The organism is Aquabacterium humicola (assembly GCF_030167915.1).
Classification (GTDB): Bacteria; Pseudomonadota; Gammaproteobacteria; order Burkholderiales; family Burkholderiaceae_C; genus Pseudaquabacterium; species Pseudaquabacterium humicola.
Genome location: NZ_JARGNB010000004.1, coordinates 404,049 through 426,175, shown reverse-complemented (window position 1 = coordinate 426,175; position 22,127 = coordinate 404,049). Strand labels below are relative to the sequence as shown.

16 protein-coding genes are annotated in these 22,127 nt (G+C 72.9%); 6 read left to right on the top strand and 10 right to left on the bottom strand.

All coding sequences use genetic code 11. The features are described 5' to 3' along the window. Window positions 1–27: 27 nt before the first annotated feature. From P1K89_RS20715 to P1K89_RS20690, 6 genes are all read right to left on the bottom strand, one after another. The gene (locus P1K89_RS20715; protein WP_284618403.1) at window positions 28–1,056 is read right to left on the bottom strand and encodes a threonine/serine dehydratase family protein; all 1,029 of its coding nucleotides are present in this window, start codon (window positions 1,054–1,056) and stop codon (window positions 28–30) included. 381 nt (window positions 1,057–1,437) lie between these two features. Continuing rightward, window positions 1,438–2,697, bottom strand: a complete 1,260-nt coding sequence (locus tag P1K89_RS20710; protein ID WP_284618402.1) for a cystathionine gamma-synthase family protein — start codon at window positions 2,695–2,697, stop codon at window positions 1,438–1,440. A gap of 11 nt (window positions 2,698–2,708) precedes the next feature. After that, window positions 2,709–3,566, bottom strand: a complete 858-nt coding sequence (locus P1K89_RS20705; RefSeq protein ID WP_284618401.1) for a tetratricopeptide repeat protein — start codon at window positions 3,564–3,566, stop codon at window positions 2,709–2,711. A gap of 122 nt (window positions 3,567–3,688) precedes the next feature. Further along, complete coding sequence (locus P1K89_RS20700; RefSeq protein ID WP_284618400.1) at window positions 3,689–4,210, bottom strand: PEP-CTERM sorting domain-containing protein; 522 nt, start codon at window positions 4,208–4,210, stop codon at window positions 3,689–3,691. A gap of 39 nt (window positions 4,211–4,249) precedes the next feature. Then, window positions 4,250–7,339, bottom strand: a complete 3,090-nt coding sequence (locus tag P1K89_RS20695) for a DUF8508 domain-containing protein (protein ID WP_284618399.1) — start codon at window positions 7,337–7,339, stop codon at window positions 4,250–4,252. A gap of 223 nt (window positions 7,340–7,562) precedes the next feature. Continuing rightward, window positions 7,563–8,219, bottom strand: a complete 657-nt coding sequence (locus P1K89_RS20690) for a class II aldolase/adducin family protein (protein ID WP_284618398.1) — start codon at window positions 8,217–8,219, stop codon at window positions 7,563–7,565. A gap of 177 nt (window positions 8,220–8,396) precedes the next feature. Here P1K89_RS20690 and P1K89_RS20685 point away from each other — a divergent pair, with 177 nt between their 5' ends. Further along, window positions 8,397–8,939 (top strand): hypothetical protein, encoded by a 543-nt coding sequence (locus P1K89_RS20685; RefSeq protein WP_284618397.1) that lies wholly within the window; start codon window positions 8,397–8,399, stop codon window positions 8,937–8,939. Continuing rightward, complete coding sequence (locus P1K89_RS20680; protein ID WP_284618396.1) at window positions 8,926–9,519, top strand: hypothetical protein; 594 nt, start codon at window positions 8,926–8,928, stop codon at window positions 9,517–9,519. The genes P1K89_RS20685 and P1K89_RS20680 overlap by 14 nt, the downstream gene beginning before the upstream one ends. Here the strand turns inward: P1K89_RS20680 and P1K89_RS20675 are convergent. From P1K89_RS20675 to P1K89_RS20660, 4 genes are all read right to left on the bottom strand, one after another. Continuing rightward, window positions 9,516–10,760 (bottom strand): cytochrome P450, encoded by a 1,245-nt coding sequence (locus tag P1K89_RS20675; RefSeq protein WP_284618395.1) that lies wholly within the window; start codon window positions 10,758–10,760, stop codon window positions 9,516–9,518. The genes P1K89_RS20680 and P1K89_RS20675 overlap by 4 nt on opposite strands. Before the next feature lie 117 nt (window positions 10,761–10,877). Then, window positions 10,878–11,999, bottom strand: a complete 1,122-nt coding sequence (locus tag P1K89_RS20670; RefSeq protein WP_284618394.1) for an alpha/beta fold hydrolase — start codon at window positions 11,997–11,999, stop codon at window positions 10,878–10,880. A 28-nt stretch (window positions 12,000–12,027) separates the two neighbouring features. Beyond that, on the bottom strand, window positions 12,028–13,239 hold the full coding sequence (locus tag P1K89_RS20665; RefSeq protein WP_284618393.1) for a 6-phosphofructokinase: 1,212 nt from the start codon (window positions 13,237–13,239) through the stop codon (window positions 12,028–12,030). A gap of 32 nt (window positions 13,240–13,271) precedes the next feature. Beyond that, window positions 13,272–15,275, bottom strand: coding sequence for a GumC family protein (locus P1K89_RS20660; protein WP_284618392.1), 2,004 nt, complete (start codon window positions 15,273–15,275; stop codon window positions 13,272–13,274). Window positions 15,276–15,474: 199 nt separating this feature from the next. Between P1K89_RS20660 and P1K89_RS20655 the strand changes: the two genes are divergently transcribed. The 4 genes from P1K89_RS20655 to P1K89_RS20640 all read left to right on the top strand — a co-directional run bounded on the left by P1K89_RS20655 (window position 15,475) and on the right by P1K89_RS20640 (window position 22,123). Beyond that, a complete protein-coding gene (locus tag P1K89_RS20655; protein WP_284618391.1) occupies window positions 15,475–16,551 on the top strand; it encodes a TRAP transporter substrate-binding protein in 1,077 nt (358 codons plus the stop codon). 34 nt (window positions 16,552–16,585) lie between these two features. Further along, window positions 16,586–19,117: an ATP-binding protein gene (locus P1K89_RS20650; protein ID WP_284618390.1), complete on the top strand. Its 2,532-nt coding sequence runs from the start codon at window positions 16,586–16,588 to the stop codon at window positions 19,115–19,117. A gap of 61 nt (window positions 19,118–19,178) precedes the next feature. Next, window positions 19,179–21,563, top strand: a complete 2,385-nt coding sequence (locus tag P1K89_RS20645; RefSeq protein WP_284618389.1) for a bifunctional salicylyl-CoA 5-hydroxylase/oxidoreductase — start codon at window positions 19,179–19,181, stop codon at window positions 21,561–21,563. Then, a complete protein-coding gene (locus P1K89_RS20640; RefSeq protein WP_284618388.1) occupies window positions 21,563–22,123 on the top strand; it encodes a MarR family winged helix-turn-helix transcriptional regulator in 561 nt (186 codons plus the stop codon). Before P1K89_RS20645 ends, P1K89_RS20640 begins: the two co-directional genes overlap by 1 nt. Window positions 22,124–22,127 lie beyond the last annotated feature (4 nt).

Here is a 22,127-nt window from a genome sequence, read left to right as displayed (position 1 = left end):
TGACGCGCGACCCTCGCCCGGGCGCGGTCAGCCGAGCGCCGCGCCGCGCGCCAGCAGCGCCGCGTAGGTCTGGGCATCGAGGTTCGCGCCGCAGACGATCAGCGCCACCTTGCGGCCGTCGAGCCGCTCGCGCAGCGGGCCCAGCAGCGCGGCGGTGGCCGCCGCGCCGGCCGGTTCGACCGCCAGCTTCATGTCGCGGAACAACCAGTGCAGCGCCTGGCACAGCGCGTCGTCGGACAGGCGCACCACCTCGTCGACGAAGCGGCGGCAGACGCCGAAGCTGTAGTCCATCGCGTAGGGCGCGCCGAGGCTGTCGGCGATGGTGTCGACCTTCTCCAGCGTCGCCGGCGCACCGGCCTCGAAGCTGCGCGCCATCGCGTCGGCGCCGACCGGCTCGACGCCGTAGACCTTGCAGGCCGGGTTCAGCTGCTTGACCGCGGCGGCGATGCCGCCGGCGAGACCGCCGCCGCCGATCGGCACGACCACCGCGTCGAGCTGCGGCACCTGCTCCAGCAGCTCGAGGCCGATGGTGCCGGTGCCGGCCGCGGTGAGCGGGCCGTCGAACGGGTGGACCATCGTGCGGCCTTCCGAATCGACCAGCGCGCGGGCGGCGTCGAAGGCGTCGCGGATGGTGTCGTAGAGCAGCACCTCGGCGCCGGCCGCGCGGCAGGCGGCCATGCGTGCCGGGCTGGCGTGGCGCGGCATCGCGACCTTCGCGGTGGTGCCGGCGGCCTGCGCAGCCAGCGCGACGGCCATCGCATGGTTGCCGGCGCTCGCGGCGACGATGCCGCGAGTCCGGGCCGCGTCATCCAGCACCGCGACGTTGTTCAGCGCACCACGCAGCTTGAAGCTGCCGCCGCGCTGGAACAGCTCCAGCTTCAGCCACACCTCGGTGGCGGGCGACAGGCGCTCGGCGACCACGCCGGTCTGCCAGCGCCACACGGGCGTGCGCAGCACGCGGCCCTGCAGGCGTGCCGCGGTGGCCCGCAGCTCGTCGAGGGAGGGATAGGGCGCAAAGGACGCGGCAGCAGCGCCGTCCTGCATCAGGGCTTGCATCGAAGGATTCTCCAGAGTCGGTGATGGGCGGGGGATCGCGGCCGGTCACGGCCGAGGGGAAGTCCCTCGGGGAGGCCGCGCGGGCATCAGCGGGGATCGCCGAGCACCGGCTCGTTGAAGCCGCAGCTCAACGACCCTGGCGAATTCGAATCTGCAGGCGCAGGCCGGCGCGTTCGGTCGTGCCGAAGCAGACCACCGTGAGGTGGGCGGTGCAGCGGTGGAAGGAAGCGCAGGCCATGGAGGACGCGATGATGACACAGGCGCGCAAGGGCTGGTGTGCGTCAGGCCCGCAAGGGCTGGTGTGCGTCAGGCCCGCAAGGCCTGGTGTCCGTCAGGCCCGCAAGGCCTGGTGTCCGTCAGGCCCGCAAGGCCTGGTGTCCGTCAGTCCTGCAAGGCCTGGTGCCAGTCCGCCTGCAGGTCGGCCAGCGGCTCCAGCCCGACCGACAGCCGCAGCAGCCCGTCGGCGATGCCCATCTCGGCTCGGCGCTGCGGGCCCAGCTCCCAGAAGATCGTCTGCGCGACCGGGATCACCAGCGTGCGGTTGTCGCTGAGGTGGCTCGACAGGATCACGATGCGCAGCCGGTCCAGCACCGCCAGCGGATCGAGGCCGGGCCGCAGCTCGAAGCTCAGCAGGCCGCCGTAGCGCGGGCCGTCCGGACCGCCGAACAGCGCGGTGGCGCGCGCATGCTGGGCATGGTCCTCCAGCCCGGGATAGAACACCCGCGCCACCGCCGGCTGCTGCTGCAGCCAGCGCGCGAGGCCGAGCGCGGTGGTGTTGATGGCGGCGATGCGCAGCGCCAGCGTTTCCAGGCCGGTGGCGATGCGGTGGGCGTCTTCGGCGCGCAAGGTGGCGCCGAAGTCGCGCAGGCCGCGCTTGCGGATCTGCTGCAGGCCCCAGTTCGCCGGATCGCCCTTGCGGTAGGCCTCGGCGATGTGCGGCCAGCGCGTCCAGTCGAAAAGCCCGGTGTCGATCACCGCACCGCCCATCGCGTCGCCATGGCCGGACAGGCCCTTGGTCAGCGAATGCACGACGAGCCCGGCGCCGACGGTGCGCGCCTGCAGCAGCGCGGGCGTCGTCATCGTGTTGTCGACGACGTACAGCAGCCCGCGCGCGGCGCACAGCCGGCCGATGCCGTCGAGGTCGGCGACCTGCGTCGCCGGATTGGCGATGGTCTCGACGAAGACCAGCCGCGTCGCGGGCTGCAACGCCGCCTCCACCTGGGCCGCGTCGGTGGTGTCGACGAAGTCCACCGCGATCCCGAAGCCCTGCAGCGTCTGCAGCAGGCTGCGCGTATTGCCGAACAGGTGGCGGCTGGCGATGACATGGTCACCGGCCTTCAGCAGCGCCAGCAGCACGCCGGCAATCGCCGCCATGCCGGTCGAGAAGCAGGCCGCTGCGCGGCCGCCCTCGAGCAGCGCGAGCTTGGCTTCGAGCGCCGCGCCGGTCGGGTTGCCCTGGCGCGCGTAGACGAAGCCCGGCTGCGCGCCCTGGAACACCGCGACCAGCTCGGCCGCCGTGCGGTAGCCGAAGGTCGCGGCGGGGTGGATCGGCTTGTGCAGCGCGCCGTGCTCGACGCCGGCGCGGCGGTCGGCGTGCAGCAGGCGGGTCAGCGGCGACTCAGGGGCGGGATCGAGGCTCATGGCCCCGCGTTTTACCAGCCGTCGCCGCCGCCGGCATCGCCGCCACCGCCGCCACCATCCCAGCCGTCACCGCTGCCGAAGTCGATCGAGCGGTTCGACAGGTCGTTGGCATCGTCGAACATGCCCGGCACCAGGCCGCCCTGACCGCCGGCCTCCTGGCCGGCGCTGCCGGCGCTGCCGCTGCCGGCGGCGTGTGCATCGTCGCCGCGCAGCATGCGGTCGGCCAGCATGCCCAAGCCGAAGCCGCCCAGGCCGGCGAGACCCGCGCCCATCAGGCCGCCGCCCATGCCGCCGGCCGGCGTGCCCGCGCCGCCGAAGCGCGGGTCGAGACCGGCGCGTTGCTGCTGCAGCGCGGCCGCGCGGCGGCGTGCCCACAGCATGCGCCAGATCAGGATCGCGATCACCGCGCCGCCGAGGCCGACCATCCAGCCCGAGATCCCGCCGCCGGACGCAGCGGCCGGCGGTGGCGCCTGCGGCACGGCACGCGGCCGCTCGACGGCGGGCGCCACCGCGGTCGACGGCTCGCGCGCGGCGCTCGGCACGCCCTGGCGGGCGCGCTGCAGCTGCTGCTCGAACTGCGCGAACTTGTCCGGCGCGGTGAAGCCGATCTTCGGATCGAGCTCGCGCGCCCGCTGCGTCGCGGCCAGCGCCGCGTCGAGCTTGCCGTTGTGCGCCAGCACCTCGGCCAGCACGTACTGCGCCCGCGCGCTGCTCGGCCGGGCCGCGACGACCTCGCGCATCATCTGCTCGGCCTTCGCGTAGTCGCCGCGCGCCACCTCGGCCTGCACCTGGTCGACCGTCGGAACGGCCCACGCGGCCGCCGACAGCAGCAGCGCGGCGATCAGAACCCACCAGCGTTTGAACAACATGCTCGATGCTCCTTGTGGCGCGCCCCGCCCCGGGCGAAGGCCCGGGCGTGACGTCGCGGAAAACGGAGCAAAGATGGGGCCCGCGTGCGGCGCTTGCAAGCCCCGGCTGGTGTCGCGTCGTTTCAGTGGCGGCGGCGGCGCGTCGCGCCCAGGCCCGCGCACGCGGCCAGGCCCAGCGCCAGCAGGCCGAAGCTGCCCGGCTCCGGCACCGTGCCCGGCTCCAGCACGAAGCTCACGCCGCCGCTGCCCGCGCCGACGCCGGGGATGTCGAACAGGAAGCTGGCGCCGATCGGACCGTTGGCCGGGGCGAAGCTGAAGACCGCGCCCAGCGCGTCGAGCCCGCTGAAGTCGCCGCCGACCGGGCGCACCGCGTCACCGTAGGCCAGGTCGGCGAGGCCGACGTCCAGCCCGGCGAAGAAGAAGCTGAAGCTCAGCAGCGGCGAGGCCTCGTCGCCGCCGAAGCCCGGACCGAAGGCCGCGTCGTCGAAGCTGAAGGTGCCGCTGAAGGTCTGGCCCTGGAGCGGGCCGGCGCTGTCGATGGTCACGTCGAAGCTGCCGTTGATCAGCGCGGCCTGCGCGGCGACGGGGGCGAGCAGCAGGCCGGCGGTCAGCGCCAGCGCGTTCAGGGAGGTCTTGATGTTCATGGTGGAGGCTTTCGTAAGAGATGTCCCAACGGTCCCGGCTCAGGTGCCCGGCGCGAGCAGCAGGTCGGCATCGAAGGCCGCGACGCCGGTCAGCTCGACCAGGACGCGCGCGGCGCCCGGTCCGGCGCTGCCGTCGACGTCGATGGTCACCAGGCTCTTGCCGGTCGCGGCGACGACGGCCAGCACGCCGTCGGCCACCGGGTCGCTGCCGGCGTACTTGATGCTCGCCAGCAGCGCGGCGATGTTCAGGTGGTCGATGCCCGGCTGGAAGTCGCTGACGATGTCGCCGGCATCGAGCAGGCTGGTGTAGACCAGCGTGTCGGCGCCGCCGCCGGTGGCGATCAGGTCGCGGCCGGCGCCGCCCCGGATCGTGTCGTTGGCGGCGGTGCCCTTCAGGTTGTCGCGCAGGTTGGTGCCGTTGATGGTCTGGCCGAGCGCGATCGTGAACGCGGCGACGCTCGGGTCGTGGTCGCTCATCTGGTCGAAGAACTCCGAGTTGATGTGCACCACGTCGAAGCCGGCCAGGTGGCCCATCAGGCGGTCGCTGGCCATCACATGGTCCAGCGTCTGCGCGTTGCCCTCGAAGTTGTAGCTGTAGCGCTCGTTCGCCGGCAGCGTCTCGATCAGCGCATCCAGGCCCGCGTCCTTCAGGCGCTCGACCGGGTTCGAGAACTCGAAGTCGTTGAGGTCGCCGGCGACGATGACATTGGCATGCGGGTTCTCGGCCAGCAGCGCCTCGACGTAGTCGCCGACGATCTCGGCCTGCTGCTGGCGCTGCACCTCGGAGCCCAGCACCGGCGGCTGCGTCGCGCCGAACAGCGCCTGGTCGCCGCCCTTGGAATTGAAGTGGTTGCCGACCACGGTCACCGCCTCGCCGTGGAAGGTGAAGGTGCCGACCAGCGGCTTGCGGCTGGCGGCGAAGGCGTCGCCGTTGGACAGATCGGTGTCGGTGATGCGCTCGAGCGAGTCCTCGACGAAGCCGACGCGCGACGGGTTGAACAGGAAGGCGACGCGGATGTTGCCGCCCGGCTCGCCGCCGTCCTGGCCGTTGACCGGGTTGAGCTGGCGGAACTGGTAGGTCGGGCCGCCGGCCGCGGCGATGGCGTCGATCAGCATCTGCAGCGTGACGTTGGCGTCGACGATGCCGTTGTTGGTGGCGCCGCTGTTGTCCTGCACCTCTTCGAGCGTGATGATGTCCGGCGACTTCAGGTTCGCGACGATGGCCGCCGCCAGCGCGTTGAACTTCGACGCGCCGTCGCTGGGGTCGAGGTTCTCGACGTTGAAGTTCGCCAGCCGCAGCTGGTCGGCCTGCGGACCCAGCGTCGTCACTTCGCGCTCGAGCTGCGACGCCTGTTCGACCGACGGCGCCACCGGCACCAGCACCTCGTAGTTGCCGAAGTCGTAGTTGACGACGCCCACCGTAGTGCCGAGGATCGCGCCGACGTCGACGGTGGGCATGCTGGTCGAGTTGATCAGATCGTCGATCTGCAGCCGCTCGGGATTGAAGTCGTTCGCGTTGATCAGCGCGCCGCCGTGCGCGGTGGTGCTGGTGGCGCCCGCGCCGCCATCGGCCAGCACCCAGATCTCCTGCGAGTTGTTGTTGAAGTTGATCGTCGGCGAGCTGGTCACCGCGCCGTTGATCTGCACCAGCATGCCTTCGAGGCTCTCGAAGAAATCGATGCCCTCGGTGGCCGGGTCGAAGTCGCCGCCCGACTCGACATGCGCCGGCGCCGCGAAGTCGTCGTGGATCACCTGGGTCGGCATCACGCGGTCCACGCCCAGCACCGTCGGCGCGATGCCGCCGGCCGGTGCGCCGGCCCAGGCGGTGATCGACAGCGCCTGCACGTTGGCATTGTTCGAGATCTGCGTCACCGTCAGGTTGTTGCTCGACGCACCGCCGGGGCGGAACTCGCTGAGCGTGCCGGCGACCTGCACCGCCTCGCCGACCGTGCGTGCGGTGAGGTTCGGCGAGTTCGCGCCGGTGAAGACGAAGATCGCCTCGCTGGTCGCGATGTCCGCGTCCGGCTCCGGGTCCTGCATGTAGAAGCCGTTGCTGCCGATCGCCGTGACGATGCCGCGCACGTTCTGCACCGGCGCGGTGTCGGTCGCCGAATCGAGCAGCGGCGAGAGGTGCGCCGCGCCCTGGATCGCCGAGATCTTCAGCGGCGGCTGGCCGGCATCGTTGTTGGTGATGACCACGTTCTGCGACACCGTGCCGCCGAGCGTGATGCCGGCGCTCGGGTCGCTGATCGTCAGCACCGCGGTCTCGTTGCCCTCGGGCACGCCGTCGTCCTGCACGGTGAAGCTCACCGAGCCGCTGGTCTGGCCGTCGGGGATGGTGATGGTGGTGCTGCTGAGCAGGTAATCGCCGGCGGTGATGCCGTTGCCGCCGACCCCGAGGGTCACGGTCTGCGCGCCGCTGACGGCCTGCGTCGCCGTCGCGGTCACGGTGATCACCGTGCCATCGGCCTCGGAGGCGGTGGCGCTGCTGACCGACAGGTTGACCACCGGCGCGCCGCCGCCGCCGGTGGTCGGCGTGATCTGCAGGTCGTCGATGGCCAGTCCGTCATCGGCGCCGGAGACGTTGGCATCGGTCCAGCGGATCCACAGCGTGGCGCCGCTGGCGAGGTTCAGCCCTTCGATGCTGCCGCTGACCGCCGTGCGGTTGGCATTGCCGTCGACCGGGCCGGCGGCCGCCTGCTGCGCGGCGCCGTAGTCCAGCGCATCGACGTTGACCCAGGTGCCGGTGGTCAGCGAGGTGGCGTCGAGGCTGTACTGGAAATCCAGCTTGTCGGCCCGGCCGGTCGCGCCGAAGCGCCACTGCTCGCCGAAGTAGGAGATCGCGACCGACAGCAGCGTCGCGCCGGTGTCGTTGCTGATCTGGCCGCCGAACAGCGGCGTCAGGCTGCCCGACAGCAAGCCGCCGAGTGCGCGCTCGCTGCTGCCGGTGGCGCCGAAGCTGTAGGTGTTGCCGGCGTTGTTGCTGCCGTTGCCGGTGTTGTAGGTGCCGTCGGCGTTGGTGCCGGATTCGCTGAAGAACCAGCCGTCGGGCATCGCCGACGAAGTGCCGCTGGCGGCCAGCGTGTCGAAGTTCTGGCTGTAAGTCGAGCCGTTCTGGAGACTGATCACGGGGGGAGCTCCTGCTGTTGTGGGCTGTCAACCCGCCATCTGACGGTGGGTCGGTGACGGTGCCATGACTAGCAAGGAGCGGCGCACCCCGCAGCCGGGTGCTTGACAGCGAACGGAACCTGACCAGTTGGTCAATTCTTCGGGCTAACCCGGATGAGGCGTGGCTCGGGACTTTCCCGAGCGCGCCCTGTCGTGGTGCCCACCGATGCCTCTGCGCCTCGAATCAGCGCGCGCGTTGGCCGTAGTGCGCGAACTTCTCGACCACGCGCGCGATCTCCGCCTCGTCCAGCAGCACCGGTCCGCCGATCTGCAGGCACATCAGGTACTGCTGCGCCAGCGTCTCGACCTCACGCGCCAGCCACATCGCGCGCGCCAGGTCGCGCTCGAAGGCCAGCAGGCCGTGGTTCGCCAGCAGGCAGGCCTTGCGGCCCTCGAGCGCGGCCAGCGCGGCCTCGGACAGCGCCTCGGTGCCATAGGTGTGGTACGGCGCGCAGCGGATCGTCGGGCCGCCGGCGGCGGCGATCATGTAGTGCAGCGGCGGGATCTCCAGGCGCCGGATCGCCAGCACCGTCGCGTACGTCGGGTGGCCGTGCACCACCGCGGCGGCCTCGGGCCGCGCGCGGTACACGGCCTGGTGCATGCGCCATTCGGACGAGGGCGCGAGGCGGTGCGTCGACCGACCGGCGGCGTCGACGAAGACGATGTCCTCCGGCTGCAGCTCGTCGTAGTCGATGCCGCTGGGCGTGATCCACATCGCGCCGTCCGCGCCGGCGCGCACGCTCAGGTTGCCCGACGTGCCGGTGGCCAGGCCGAGCGGGCGCAGGCGGCGCGCTTGGTGCACCAGCTGCTCGCTCGCAGTGCTCGGTTGCGGTTCGTTCATCGCCGGGACTCCTCGCGCGGGCTGCGCCATTGGCCTCGGCATTGTCGATCCCGCCGCCGGCGCCCATCCCTAGCTCGACGCCCTTCGGTTTACAGCGTGTTGCATGGCCGCTCCTTTCGAGCGTCATCGCGCATGTCACAGTGCGCGCCTTCGACGCCAACTCCAGGAGCCCAGGCCATGGCCGACCCGAGCGGTCCCGTGTGGATCGGACGCTTCCAGACCAGCACCCGCATCGACGACCTGACGCCGGCCTTCTCCAGCGCGGTGAGCGACTTCGTCGGCGCGTTGCGCGCCGGCGGCGCCGGCATCCGCATCGCCGCGACATTGCGGCCGCCCGAGCGCGCCTACCTGATGCACTACGCCTGGCGCGTCGGCCGCGAGCAGATGGACGCCGCGGACGTGCCGGCGATGGCCGGCGTCGACATCGAGTGGGTGCACCGCGACCGCCGCGGCCGCGCCGATGCCACCGCCTCGCGCTCGGCAGCGCTGGGCATGGTCGGGCTCTACGGCATCGTCTACCGTCCGGCGCTGAGCTCGCGCCACACCCAGGGCCGGGCGATCGACATGACGATCAGCAACTACAGCGGCAAGACCTTCAGCGATGCCGAAGGCACGCCGACGCGCGTGCGCACCGCCGCCGAGCTGCACGAGCTGGGCGGCAGCTTCGGCGTCATCAAGCTGGCGTCCGATCCGCCGCACTGGTCCGATGACGGCCGCTGATCGCTGCGCACGCGCCGCGGTGGTGCTGGCATCGGTGCTCGCGGCGTCGCTGCCGGCGGCCGCCGCCGGCACCGCGCCGCCATGGCTGGGCCTCGTCGACGCGCGTTATCCCGACCAGCCGGCGGTGCTCTATGCGCTGCCCGGCGGCGAGCAGGCGGCGCCGCCGAAGTCGATGCCCTTCGTGCGCCTGGACGGCGCGACACCGCGCATCGAGTGCTGCCTGCGCGCCGGCGCGGTGCGCGCGGCGCCGGCCGGCGCGGCCGCGCAGCTGCGCCAGGCCGACGGCGGTTCGCGACCGCTCGAAGCGCGCTCGGCCCGCACGCCGAAGTCGCGCCATGGCGCGGTGCTGCTGGCTGTCGCCGGTGGCGCAGGGCTGCAGGTGGAACGACCGTCGCCGCAGACGCTGCTGCTGCGGCGGCCCGGCGAGACGACGCCGCTGGCGGTGCGCCACTGCGTCAGCGGCGACGGCCTGCAGCTGCGCTGGACCCTGCCCGGCGGCCAGCCGCAGCAGGCCTGGCTGCCGCTGGGCATGGACGTCGAGGCCGACTGCCCGCCGGAGATGCTGGCGCCGGCGCGCTAGGCTGCGCCGCGCACCTGCAGCGACTGCAGCCCGCGCAGGTTGATCATCGGCCGCCAGGTCGGCGCCTCGTCGACGAGCGCGAGCGACGGGAAGCGCCGCAGCAGGGCCTCGAAGGCCACCTCCGCTTCCAGCCGCGCCAGCGGCGCACCGACGCAGTAGTGCACGCCGCCGCCGAAGGACAACTGCGGATTCGGATGCCGCGTGATGTCGAAGCGCTCGGGCTGCTCGAACACCGCGGGGTCGTGGTTGGCCGCGCCGATCATGCAGTAGAGCACCTCGCCGGGCGGCACCGTGAGGTCGTCGATGGTCCACGGCTCGAGCGTCGTGCGCGCCACCATGTTGGTCGGGCTCTCGTAGCGCAGCATCTCCTCCACCGCCGAGGGCAGCAGTGCCGGCTCGCGGCGCAGCAGCGCCAGCTGCTCGGGATGCCTCAGCAGCGCGAGCAGCCCGTTGCCGAGCAGGTTCGTGGTGGTCTCGTGACCGGCGATGAACATCAGGATCAGGTTGGCCAGCAGCTCGTCGTCATCGAAGGCCGGATCGTCGCGCTGCGCGGCGATCATGCGGTCGATCACCGTGTCGCCCGGGCGCGCGCGGCGCCGCGCCACCTGCGCGCTCAGGAAGGCGGTCAGCTCGGCCACCGCCTGGGCGCCCTGCGCACGCGCGCTGCGCGTGGCCAGCGGCTCGACGACGCAGACGGCGGCGTCGGACCAGGCCTTGGCCTGGTCGAAGTCGCCGGCGTCGATGCCCAGCAGGTCGCAGATCACGCGGATGGGCAGCAGCTGCGCCACCTGGCGCATGAAGTCGAAGGGCGCGTCGGCCGGCAAGCCGTCGAGCAGCGACTGCACGGTGGCGGCCACCGAGGCGCGCAGGTCGCGCGTGGACGCCGGCGTGAACGCGGCGGCCACGATGCGCCGCAGCCGGGTGTGGACCGGGGGGTCGTTGAAGATCATGAAGCGTTCGGCGGCCCGCTCCAGCGCCGAACCGGCCCCGAACGGGCGCTGCGACGCGTAGCTCGTGCCGGCCCGGGGGTCGCGGCTGAGCCGGCTGCTCTGCATCGCGGCGCGGCAGTCGGCATGGCCCAGCAGCAGCCACAGGCCCAGCGTGTCGCGGTGCACGCGGCCCTGCGCACGCAGCCGGCGCGCCTGTTCGCGCGGCTGCGTCAGCCACGCCGGATCGCGCAGGTCGGCCACGGCGCGCGCCAGCGTCGGGATGGGAAGCGGGGTTTCGAGGGTCTGCAGCATGGGGCACTCCGGACGGTGCGGGCCCCGGCGGGGCCCCGGCAGCGCCATCGTGGTCGACCGGCGCTGCGCCGGGTAGGCGGCGGACCACGGTAGCGGCGGGTCTTCCCGCCGCCGCGACTACGGTAGGAGCTTCCAGTGGTGTGCCCGGCTGACCGCTTCGGAGCGGTTGCGGGCGCCCAGCGCGGCCAGCGCCCGCGCGACGTGCATCTCCACGGTGCGCGGGCTGAGCTGCAGCGCGCGCGCGATCTCCTTGTCGCCGAGGCCGCGCGCGACGTGCAGCAGCACCTCGCGCTGGCGCGCGGTGAGCTGCGGCGCCGGCGTGCCGGCGCCGGCGTCGGCGGCGGCCAGCGATGCGAGAAAGGCCGCCATCTCGCGCTGCAGCGTGGGCCAGCCGGGGTCGGTCACCAGCGGCAGGTGGTTGCGCCCCGGAACCGCCACCCAGCGCGCGCCCGGAATCAGCGAGGCCACCAGCGCGCCTTCGCGCTGCAGGATCAGCGCGTCGTCCTGCACGTGCATCACCAGCGTCGGGCAGCGCACCTGCGGCGCATCGACGCGGGCGTCGAGCTCGAAGAAGGCGCGCATGTAGCGCGCGGCCATCGGCCCGCTGACGCTGTGGCGATGCAGCGCGTCGTAGGCATCGAGCACATCGGCGGGCGCCGCCGGCAGCAGTTGCGACGAGAAGAGCCGGCGGAAGGTGCTGGCGTCGTGCCCCCAGCCCAGCTCGGCGATGCGGATCATCTCGGTGAACACCGCCTGCGTCTTCGCCGACAGGCCCTGGTGGAAGGCGCCGCGCACGAAGCTCGCGTAGAGCACCAGCCCGCGCACGCGCTCGGGATGGCGCACCGCGTAGCGGATGGCGATCGCCGCGCCCTGCGAGATGCCCAGCAGCACGAAGCGCTCGTGGCCGCCGGCATCGGCCACCGCCTCGAGGTCGCGCACCCAGGCGTCGAGCGAGACGTCGTCGACCTCGCGGTCGGACAGGCCGCAGCCGCGTGCGTCGTACCACAGCAGCGTGTGCGCGCGCGTGAGCTGGTCGACCCAGTGACGCGACGAGCGCAGCGTGGCGTCGGCCTGCACATTGCCCAGCCAGTTGGCCGCCTTGATGACCAGCGGCCCCTGACCGAGCTGGCGCATCGCCAGGCGCACGCCGTCGGCGGTGGTGCAGTAGCGCAGGGTGTCGGTGTCGGGGGACAGGGCGGGGCGGCCGCCGCCCTGATCGCCGTCCGTTGGCCCAGTCACGCGCGCGGTCCCATGGCGTCGACCGGCCCTAGCCGAGGATCTTCGTCACCGCCGGCGCACGCAGGCGATGCGCCTGCGGCAGGTCGGCCCCCAGCAGCGGCCGCAGGTAGGCGCGGAAGGCTTCGGTCACGTGGTGACCCGAGTCGGCGATGAAGGCGTCGTCCATCACCCGCGTCTTCGCGGCCACCGCCTCCAGCGGCTGCAGCACGTAGTCGACCGCGTAGTCGCCGACGCGGCGGATGGCGATCGAGCCGTCGCGGCCGCTCCACATCGCGTGCTGCACCGCCTGCTCGGCGACCTCGCGCGCCTCGCGCTGGTCGACCTCGCTGACGCAGCCGAGGAAGCTGCGCTGCACGTAGCCGAAGGTATCGCCGCGCACGCGCTTGATGCCCAGCTTCTCCTTGATCTGGTCGCACAGCAGGTCGGCCAGCGCGCCGGTGCCCGACAGCTGCACGTTGCCGTGCGCATCACGCTCGACGCTGGCCGCCAGCGTGCTGGCGATCGCGGTGCCGTCGGCATCGTGGATGCCTTCGCTGACCGCGATCACGCAGCGGCCCAGGCGCTGGTGCACGGCCTTCACGTCGGCCAGGAAGCCCTCCATGCTGAACGCGCGCTCGGGCAGGTAGACCAGGTGCGGGCCGTCGTCCGGGAACTTCTGCGCCAGCGCGGCGGCGGCGGTCAGGAAGCCGGCATGGCGGCCCATCACCACCGCGACATAGACGCCCGGCAGCGCCGCGTTGTCGAGGTTCGCGCCGGCGAAGGCCTGCACGACGAAACGCGCGGCCGACGGGAAGCCCGGCGTGTGGTCGTTGCCCATCAGGTCGTTGTCGATGGTCTTCGGGATGTGGATCGCGCGCAGCGGGTAGCCGGTGCGCGCGGCCTCCTCGGCGACGATGCGCACGGTGTCCGAGGAATCGTTGCCGCCGATGTAGAAGAACTGGCCGATGCCGTGCGCCTTCAGGGTGGCGAAGATCTTCTGGCAGTACGCGAGGTCGGGCTTGTCGCGCGTCGAGCCCAGCGCCGAGGCCGGCGTGCGCGCGACGGCCTCGAGGTTGGCCGCGGTCTCCAGCGTCAGGTCGACGAGGTCCTCGTTGACGATGCCGCGCACGCCGTGGCGGGCGCCATAGATGCGCTCGATCGCCGCATGGCGGCGCGCCTCCAGCACCACGCCGGCGAGCGATTGGTTGATCACCGCGGTCGGACCGCCGCCCTGGGCGACGAGGATCTTGGTCGGGTTCACGGGCTCTCCTTGCGGGGTCGGGGGTGGGCGGGTCAGACCGGCGGCGCGAGCCGCAGCGCCGGCATCATCGGTTCGATCTCGGCGGCGCCGCGGCGCACGGCGGGCGATACGCGGCCGGCGAGCGCGGTGACCGTGTCGAGGTCCACCGGGCCGACCAGCGCCGGCAGCTCGGCGAAGCGCAGCCCCTGGCCGACCAGCCACGCGATGCAGGTGTGGCGCAGCAGCGCGGGGGTCACGTCCGCCGGATGCGGCAGGCCGGCATCGACCGCGGCACAGGTGACGTCCACGCGCAGCTGGCTTGCATCGAGCGGGCGGCCGGCCGCATCGCGCAGCAGCGGCCCGTCGCCGACCGCGGCGGCGCGCGTGACTTCGTCGGCCAGCCAGTCCGGCACCGGCACACGCCGCGGCGCGCTGCCGCCGACCTGCAGCCGCCGCGCGGCGCGGTCGAGGTCGCCGGCCTGGAGCGCCAGCAACTCGTCGGCGCCCAGGCCCAGCAGCGCGGCGGCGCAGGCGATGCGGGTGGGCCCCTGGGCCGCCGCCAGCAGCGCGGCGGCTTCGGCCTGCTCGAGCTCGCGCGGCGGTGGCGCCGCCGGCCCGGCCAGCCGTTCGACCGGCGCTGCGGCGCCGAGCAGCGCCGGTGCCGGAGCGGCCGCCAGGCCCGGCGCCGCGTTCCAGTGCGGCAAGACCACCGTGGTCGACGGCGCGGGCGCGACGGCCGGCGGCGGGCGGTTGAAGAGCTCGACGAAACCCATCGCCACCAGCCCGAGCGCGAACGCCGCGCCGACCACCAGCGCACCGTCGCGCCAGTAGGCGGGCGCGTAGGGCTCGCTCGGCGCGGCGGCGGCCTCCAGCACGCGGATGCGCGGCGCGCGGTTGCGCTCGGCCGCCTCCAGCCGCGCCAGCCGCTCCAGCTGCTCGCGCCGGGCCTTCTCGACCTGCGCCAGGTCGTCCTCCAGCAGCTTGGCCTGCGTGAAACCGGCCTGGAAGGTCTTCATGCCGGCGCCCTGCTGCGCCAGCTGCACGCGCAGCCGCTCGACCGCGGCCTGCGCCGCAGCGGCGTCCTCCTGGGCGCCGGCCAGCACCGCGGCCTGTCCGGCGCTGCGCTGGGTGGCGATCTGGCGCTCCATCTCGGCCAGCCGCGTGCGCAGCGCCTTCGCGCGTGGGTCCATCGCCATGAAGTCGGGCGTGAAGCTGCGCTCCATCTCGCGCACTTCCTCGCGCAGCTGCGAGGCGCGCGTCTCCAGCGCCGACAGCGTCGGGTCGTCCTTCGAGCGCACCGCCGGCCCGCCGGCGGCCGCCTGCTTCAGCGCGCTGAGCTTCGCGTCGGCCGCCGCCTGCTTCTCCAGCGCGTTGTTCAGCGCGGTCGACAGGCCGCGGCTGCGCGCCACCGCTTCGGCATCCTCGCGCTCGGTGCTGACCAGGCCGCTGCGGCCGCGGAAGCGCTCCAGCTGCGCGCGCCGCTCGGCGGCGTTCTTCTCGATGCGCGCGAGCTCGCCGCGCAGGCCGGCGAGCTGCTGCGTGCTGTCGCGCTCGAAGTCGGCCAGCAGCTGGTCGCGGTAGGCGGCCACCAGCTCGTTCAGCGCCGGCGCCAGCAGCGTGCGCTCCGTGCCGGCGGCACGCAGCTCCAGCACCTCGGTATCGGCGACGCGCTGCGCGCTGATCAGGCGGCGCAGCGTGCCGACCGCATCGCCCTCGCCGGCGGCCACCGGCTGGCCCGCCGCCGCCAGCCGGCGCGCCAGCTGCTGCAGCATCGGCGTGCTGACGATGCTCTGCACCTGCACGCCCAGGCCGGTCTCGGCCGCCAGCGCATTGCTGGCCGCCGCGGCGCTCGCCGGCAGCTGCACCTGCAGCCGCGTGCTCGCCTGGTATTGCGCCGGGCGCGACCAGTTCCAGAACTGCCCGGCGGCCACCAGCACGACGAACACCGCGCCGAACACCAGCAGCCGGCGCCGGTTGCCGCGCCGGGCCGACGCGCCCGCCACCGCCGGCGGCGATGCCGCATCGAGGGGGTCACGCCAGGCGGGGGAGCTGCGCATCGGTTCTCTTTCAACGGTGCCCGGTCCGCCGGGGGCGGCGATGCCCTTCGCGGCCGGGACCGACAGCGCAATGGTGCCACGCCGTGCCGGCCCGCCTCGCGCCCGCCGGACCGCCGATGGCCGCACACGCTGGCCGCCAGCAGGCATCATCGCGGGGTCGGCGCGCCACGCGCCCACCCCTTTCCAGGAGCTGCCCTCGATGTGCAAAGCCGGCCTCTTCGTGCGTGGCCTGTTCGCCGCCCTCGGCCTGTCGGCCGCGCTGGCCGCCGCCGCGCAGCCCGCGGCCGCCGGCAGCGCGCCGCAGCGGCTGAAGGTCGTCGGCGGACTGGCCGGCGTCAACCAGTTCACCCGCCACGAGGAGCCGTTCTGGACCGAGACGCTGCTGCGCCTGACGGGCGGCCAGTGGAGCGCCGAGATCGTGCCCTTCGACCGCGCCGGCATCCGCGGCCAGGAGATGCTGCAGCTGATGCAGCTGGGCGTCGTGCCCTTCGGCACCGCGCTGGTCAGCCAGAGCGCGGTCGGCGAGCCGCTGGTCGCGGCACCCGACCTGGCCGGCCTGAACCCCGACATGGCCGCGCTCAGGCGCTCGGTCGCCGCCTACCGGCCGCAGCTGGCGAAGACGCTGCGCGAGCGCCACGGCGTCGAGCTGCTGGCGGTCTACACCTACCCGGCGCAGGTGCTGTTCTGCAAGAAGGCCTTCAACGGGCTGGGCGACCTCGGCGGCCGGCGCATCCGCGTCGCCAGCCCGCCGCAGGCCGACTGGGTCGAGGCGCTGGGCGCGACGCCGGTGACGATCGGCTTCGCCGGCATCGTCGACGGCATGCGCCAGGGCAACCTCGACTGCGCGATCACCGGCACGATGTCCGGCAATACCATCGGCCTGCACGAGCTGACGACGCACATCCACCCGATGGCCGTGAGCTGGGGCCTGGCGCTGTTCGGTGCCAACCGCGCCGCCTGGAACGCGCTGCCGGCCGAGCTGCGCGCGCTGCTGCAGCGCGAGCTGCCGAAGCTGGAGCAGGCGATCTGGGCCGAGTCGGACCGCGAGACCGGCGAAGGCCTGGCCTGCAACACCGGGGCCGCCGGCTGCGTCAGCGGCAAGCGCGGCCGCATGGTCGAGGTGCGCGCCAGCGCCGACGACGAGCAGCGCCGCCGCCAGCTGCTGTCCGGCCCGGTGCTCGGGCGCTGGCTGCAGCGCTGCGGCGCCGGCTGCGCTGAGGTGTGGAACCAGACGCTGGGGACGCCCTGGGGCATCACCGCCCCGGCGTCGCGCTGAGCCCGCCGCACCGGCCGATCCCATGCCCCGCGTGATGCGCCGCTTTCGGTTCGCCCTGTGGGGCGGGGCCGCGCTGATGGTCGTCGCGATCGGCGCCGCCACGGCCGCGCTGCTGGCCTACCAGCACGGGGCCGCGCTGCGCACCAGCGAAGCGCGCAGCCTGCACTTCATCAACGGCGCCGAGGCGGGCCTGAACCGCAGCTTCGTCGGCGTCGACGTGCTGCTGGCCGGCATGGACGAGCTGATCGCCGAGCTGCGCCGCCCCGACGGCCGCATCGACGTCGAGCGCCTCGAGCGCACGCTCTCGCGCATCAACCACCAGAACCTGCTGGTGCGCGACCTCGCGCTGGTGGGCGACGACGGCCAGGTGATCGCCGCGGCCGAACCGCAGACGCGCCGGCTCGGCCTGAAGCTGCCGGACGACTTCGCGCGCCAGGTGCTCGCGCAGGCGGTGCCGGCGCTGTCGATCAGCGCGCCGGTGGTGCCTTTCGCCAGCGCCGAACGCGCGCTGTACTTCGCGCGGCCGGTGCAGCTGGATGCGCAGCGCCGCGGCCTGGTGGTGGCCGAGGTGCCGCTGCCGCTGCTGGGGGCGCTGCTGGCGCAGGCCAACGACCTCGCCGGGCTGCAGGTCACGGTCGAGCGCGACGACGGCCTGCTGCTGCTGAGCATGCCGGCCGACGAGCGCCAGATCGGCCGCCTGCTGCCGCCGCTGCTGCCGGCGGCCAGCGCGCCCGCCGCGCTGCCTGCGCCGAACAGCGCCGTGCGCGCACCCGCGCGGCTGACCGGCGAGCCGGCGATCGTCGTCGTGCGTCCGGCCATCTACCGCAGCCTGCGCATCGTCGCGAGCCTGCCGCTGAGTGCCGCGCTCGGCCGCTGGCCGGACGACAGCCGCGTGATCATCGGCATCGCCGCGCTGTTCGGTGCGCTGGTGCTCGGCGCCGCAGGCTTCGGCCAGTGGTACCTGAACCGGTTGTACCGCGCACGGGCCGAGCTGGCGAGCTCGCGCGACACGCTGGAGCATGCGCTGGCGTCGATGCACGACGGCTTCGTGCTGTACGACGCACAGGACCGCCTCGTCGCGTGGAACCGGCACTACGTCGAGCTGTTCCCGTGGCTGGCCGATACGCTGGCCGTCGGCGTCAGCGCACGCGCGATCGCCCAGCGGGCGGCCGTGGCGCTGCTGCCCGACGCCGGCGACGACGAGCGCGCGGCCTACGTCGAGCGCCGCTTGGCGCTCGCGCGCCAGGGCGACGGCGTGCATTCGCAGACGCTGCCGGACGGCCGCGTCATCCACACCATCGAGCGCCGCACCGCCGACGGCGGCCTGGTCAGCGTGTTCCGCGACATCACCGCGGCCGAACGCGAACTGGCGCAGGTGAAGGACGCGGCCGAAGCCGCCAGCAAGGCCAAGTCGCGCTTCCTGGCGGCGATGAGCCACGAGATCCGCACGCCGCTGAACGCGGTGCTGGGCATGAACGGGCTGCTGCTGGCGAGCCCGCTGAACGCCGAGCAGCGCCACCATGCCGAGCTGATCCGCAGCTCCGGCCAGAGCCTGCTGGCCATCATCAACGACATCCTGGACCTGTCGAAGATCGAGGCCGGCCGCATGGAGCTGGAGATCGTCGACTTCCCGCTGGTCGAGACGATCGAGGAAGTGGTGTCGCTGCTCGCGGTGCGCGCCGAGGCCAAGGGACTCGAGCTGCGCCTGCAGTTGCCCGCCGACCTGCCGGCGCGCGTGCGCGGCGACCCGAGCCGGCTGCGCCAGGTGCTGTTCAACCTGATCGGCAACGGGCTGAAGTTCACCGACCGCGGGCACGTCGAGGTGGCGCTGACGCACCGCATCGACCCCGACGCCCCGGCGGACCGGTCGATCGAGATCACGATCGTCATCAGCGACACCGGCATCGGCATCGCGCCCGACGTGCTGCCCCGGCTCTTCGAGCGCTTCAGCCAGGCCGACAGCTCGACCGCGCGGCGCTTCGGCGGCACCGGCCTCGGGCTGGCGATCAGCCGCGAGATCGTCGAGCTGATGCACGGCGGCATCGAGGTTCACAGCCAGCCGGGTGCCGGCAGCCGCTTCACGGTGCGGCTGCGCATGGCACCGGCGTCGACGCAGCCGGCCGCCGCGCCGGCGCCCGATGCGCTGCCGCGGGCCTCGCGGCCGCTGCGCATCCTGGTCGCCGAGGACAACGGCGTGAACCAGATCCTGATCAAGGCCATGCTCGACCAGCAGGGCCACTTCAGCGACATCGTCGCCGACGGCATCGAGGCGCTGCGCCAGGTGCAGGCCGCGCGCTACGACCTGGTGCTGATGGACATCCAGATGCCCGACATGGACGGCCAGAGCGCGACCGAGGCGATCCGCGCGCTGCCCGGGCCGGTGGGCCGGGTGCCGATCGTCGCGATGACCGCCAACGCGATGCCCGAGGAGCGCGCGGCCTACCTGGCCGCCGGCATGAACGACCACGTCAGCAAGCCGATCGATCCGCGGCTGCTGGCCGAGGCCATCGAGCGTGTCGCGGTGGCCGCCGAGGCGCCGGTTTCGGAGTACGGTGAGTTCAGCTGATTTAGTTGACTTCTAAAGTATCTAGACCTACATTGCAGCCCATCGATTGGAGCGAGCTGCAATGCGCATCACCTGTCTCGGCGCCGGTCCGGCCGGTCTGTACTTCGCGCTGCTGATGAAGAAGCGCGACCCGTCGCACCAGGTGACGGTGATCGAGCGCAACCAGGCCGACTCGACCTTCGGCTGGGGCGTCGTCTTCTCCGACCAGACGCTGGGCGCGCTGCAGCAGGCCGACGCCGAGACCGCGCAGCAGATCCTCGATGCGTTCAACCACTGGGACGACATCGCCGTGCACTTCGAGGGCCGGCGCATCGTCTCCGGCGGCCACGGCTTCTGCGGCATCGGCCGCATGCGCCTGCTGCAGATCCTGCAGGACCGCTGCCGCGCGCTCGGCGTCGAGCTGCGCTTCGGCACCGAGGCCCCGGACGACGAGGCCATCGACGCCGACCTCATCATCGCCTGCGACGGCCTGAACAGCCGCGTGCGACAGAAGTACGCCCACGTCTACAAGCCCGACATCGACCTGCGCGCCAACCGCTTCGTCTGGCTCGGCACGCACAAGCGCTTCGACGCCTTCACCTTCGACTTCCAGCGCACGCCGCACGGCTGGTTCCAGGCCCACGCCTACCGCTTCGACGAAGACACCTCGACCTTCATCGTCGAGACGCCGGAAGACACCTGGCGCGCCGCCGGGCTCGAGGCCATGGACAAGGACGAGGCGATCGCCTTTTGCGAGCGGATGTTCGAAGGCGTGCTCGGCGGCGCGAAGCTGATGTCCAACGCGGCGCACCTGCGCGGCTCGGCGCAGTGGATCCGCTTCCCGCGCGTCGTCTGCAGAACCTGGGTGCACCACGGCGGTCCGCGCGGCGAGACGCCCGTGGTGCTGATGGGCGACGCCGCGCACACCGCGCATTTCTCGATCGGCTCGGGCACCAAGCTGGCGCTGGAGGACGCGATCGCGCTCGACCGCGACATCGCTGCGCATCCCGGCGACCTGCCGGGCGCGCTGCAGCAGTACGAAGCCACGCGCAGCATCGAGGTGCTGAAGATCCAGAACGCCGCGCGCAACTCGACCGAGTGGTTCGAGAACGTGTCGCGCTACGCGACGCTGCCGCCCGAGCAGTTCGCCTACTCGCTGCTGACGCGCAGCCAGCGCATCAGCCACGAGAACCTGCGCCTGCGCGACCGCGCCTACGTCGAGGATTTCGAGCGCTGGATCGGCGAGCGCGCCGGTCTGCCCGCGTCGGCACAGCCGGCGAAACGCGCGCCGGTGCCGCCGATGTTCACGCCGTTCCAGGCGCGCTCGGTGACGCTGAAGAACCGCATCCTGGTCTCGCCGATGGCCCAGTACTCGGCCGAGGACGGCATTCCCGGCGATCACCACCTGGTGCACCTGGGTGCACGCGCGATGGGCGGCGCCGCGCTGGTGATGGCCGAGATGACCTGCCCGTCGCCCGAGGCCCGCATCACGCCGTGGTGCCCGGGGCTGTGGAACGACGCGCAGCGCGATGCCTGGGCGCGCATCGTGCGCTTCGTGCATGCGCAAGGGGACACCAGGATCGGCATGCAGCTCGGCCATTCCGGCGCCAAGGGCTCGACCCGCGCGATGTGGGACGGCATCGACCTGCCGCTGCCGGCCGATGGCCCGCATGCGAACTGGCCGCTGGTCTCGGCCTCGCCGCAGCAGTACCTCGATGGCATCAGCCAGTGGTCGCGGGCGATGACACGCGCCGAGATGGACCAGGTGCGCGATCAGTTCGTCGCCGCGACGCGGCGCGCCGCCGAAGCGGGCTTCGACTGGCTGGAGCTGCACTGCGCGCACGGCTACCTGCTGTCGTCCTTCATCTCGCCACTGACCAACCGGCGCGACGACGCCTACGGCGGCTCGCTGCAGAACCGGCTGCGCTACCCGCTCGAAGTCTTCGCCGCGGTGCGCGCGGCCTGGCCGCAGCACCTGCCGATGTCGGTGCGCATCTCGGCGCACGACTGGGTCGACGGCGGCATCACACCCGACGACGCGGTCGAGATCGCGCGCGCCTTCAAGGCCGCGGGCGCCGACCTGATCGACTGCTCGGCCGGCCAGGTCAGCAAGGCGGAGCAGCCGACCTTCGGCCGCATGTGGCAGACGCCGTTCGCCGACCGCATCCGCAACGAGGCCGGCATTGCGACGATCGCCGTCGGCGGCATCACCGAGGCGGACCATGCGAACTCCATCATCGCCGCCGGCCGCGCCGACCTCTGCGCGATCGCCCGCCCGCACCTCGCGAACCCCGCCTGGGCGCTGATGGAGGCCGCCAAGCTCGGCTACACCGACATGCCGTGGCCGAAGCAGTACCTGGCCGGCAAGTCGCAGCTCGAACGCAACCTGGAGCGTGAACGCGCGCAGGCCGCCGCCGCGGCCGGCTTGAGCCCGCTCGAACAAGCCAACCAGGCGCTGGGGGTCTGATGAGCCGCAATCCCCCGCTCGACGAGCACCGCATCGGCCTCGAAGCGCGTGCCGGCGCCGACGACCATGCCGCGTTGAAGCTCTGGCTGCGGCTGCTCGCCTGCAGCACGCAGATCGAGACAGAGATCCGCAAGCGGCTGCGCGCGCGCTTCGGCATCACGCTGTCGCGCTTCGACTACCTCGCGCAGCTTCAGCGGCACCCGGAAGGGCTGCGCATGAACGCGCTGTCGCGCTACCTGATGGTGACCGGCGGCAACATCACCGGGCTCACCGACGAGCTCGAGAAGGAAGGCCTGGTGCAGCGCGAGCCGGCGCCCGAAGACCGGCGGGCCTCGGTGCTGAAGCTCACCGCCGACGGCCGCGCGCGCTTCGAGCAGATGGCGGCCGAGCACGAAAGCTGGATCGTCGAGCTGATGAGCGGCCTGAAGGCCGCCGACCGCAAGACCCTGCATGCGCTGCTGGGCACCCTGCGCCTGACGATCGCCGAGCGCCAGGCCTCGAACGACACCGCGGCAGCTGCCGACGCTGCCGCCAGACCCTCCGATCCGCCAAACCGATGAGCCA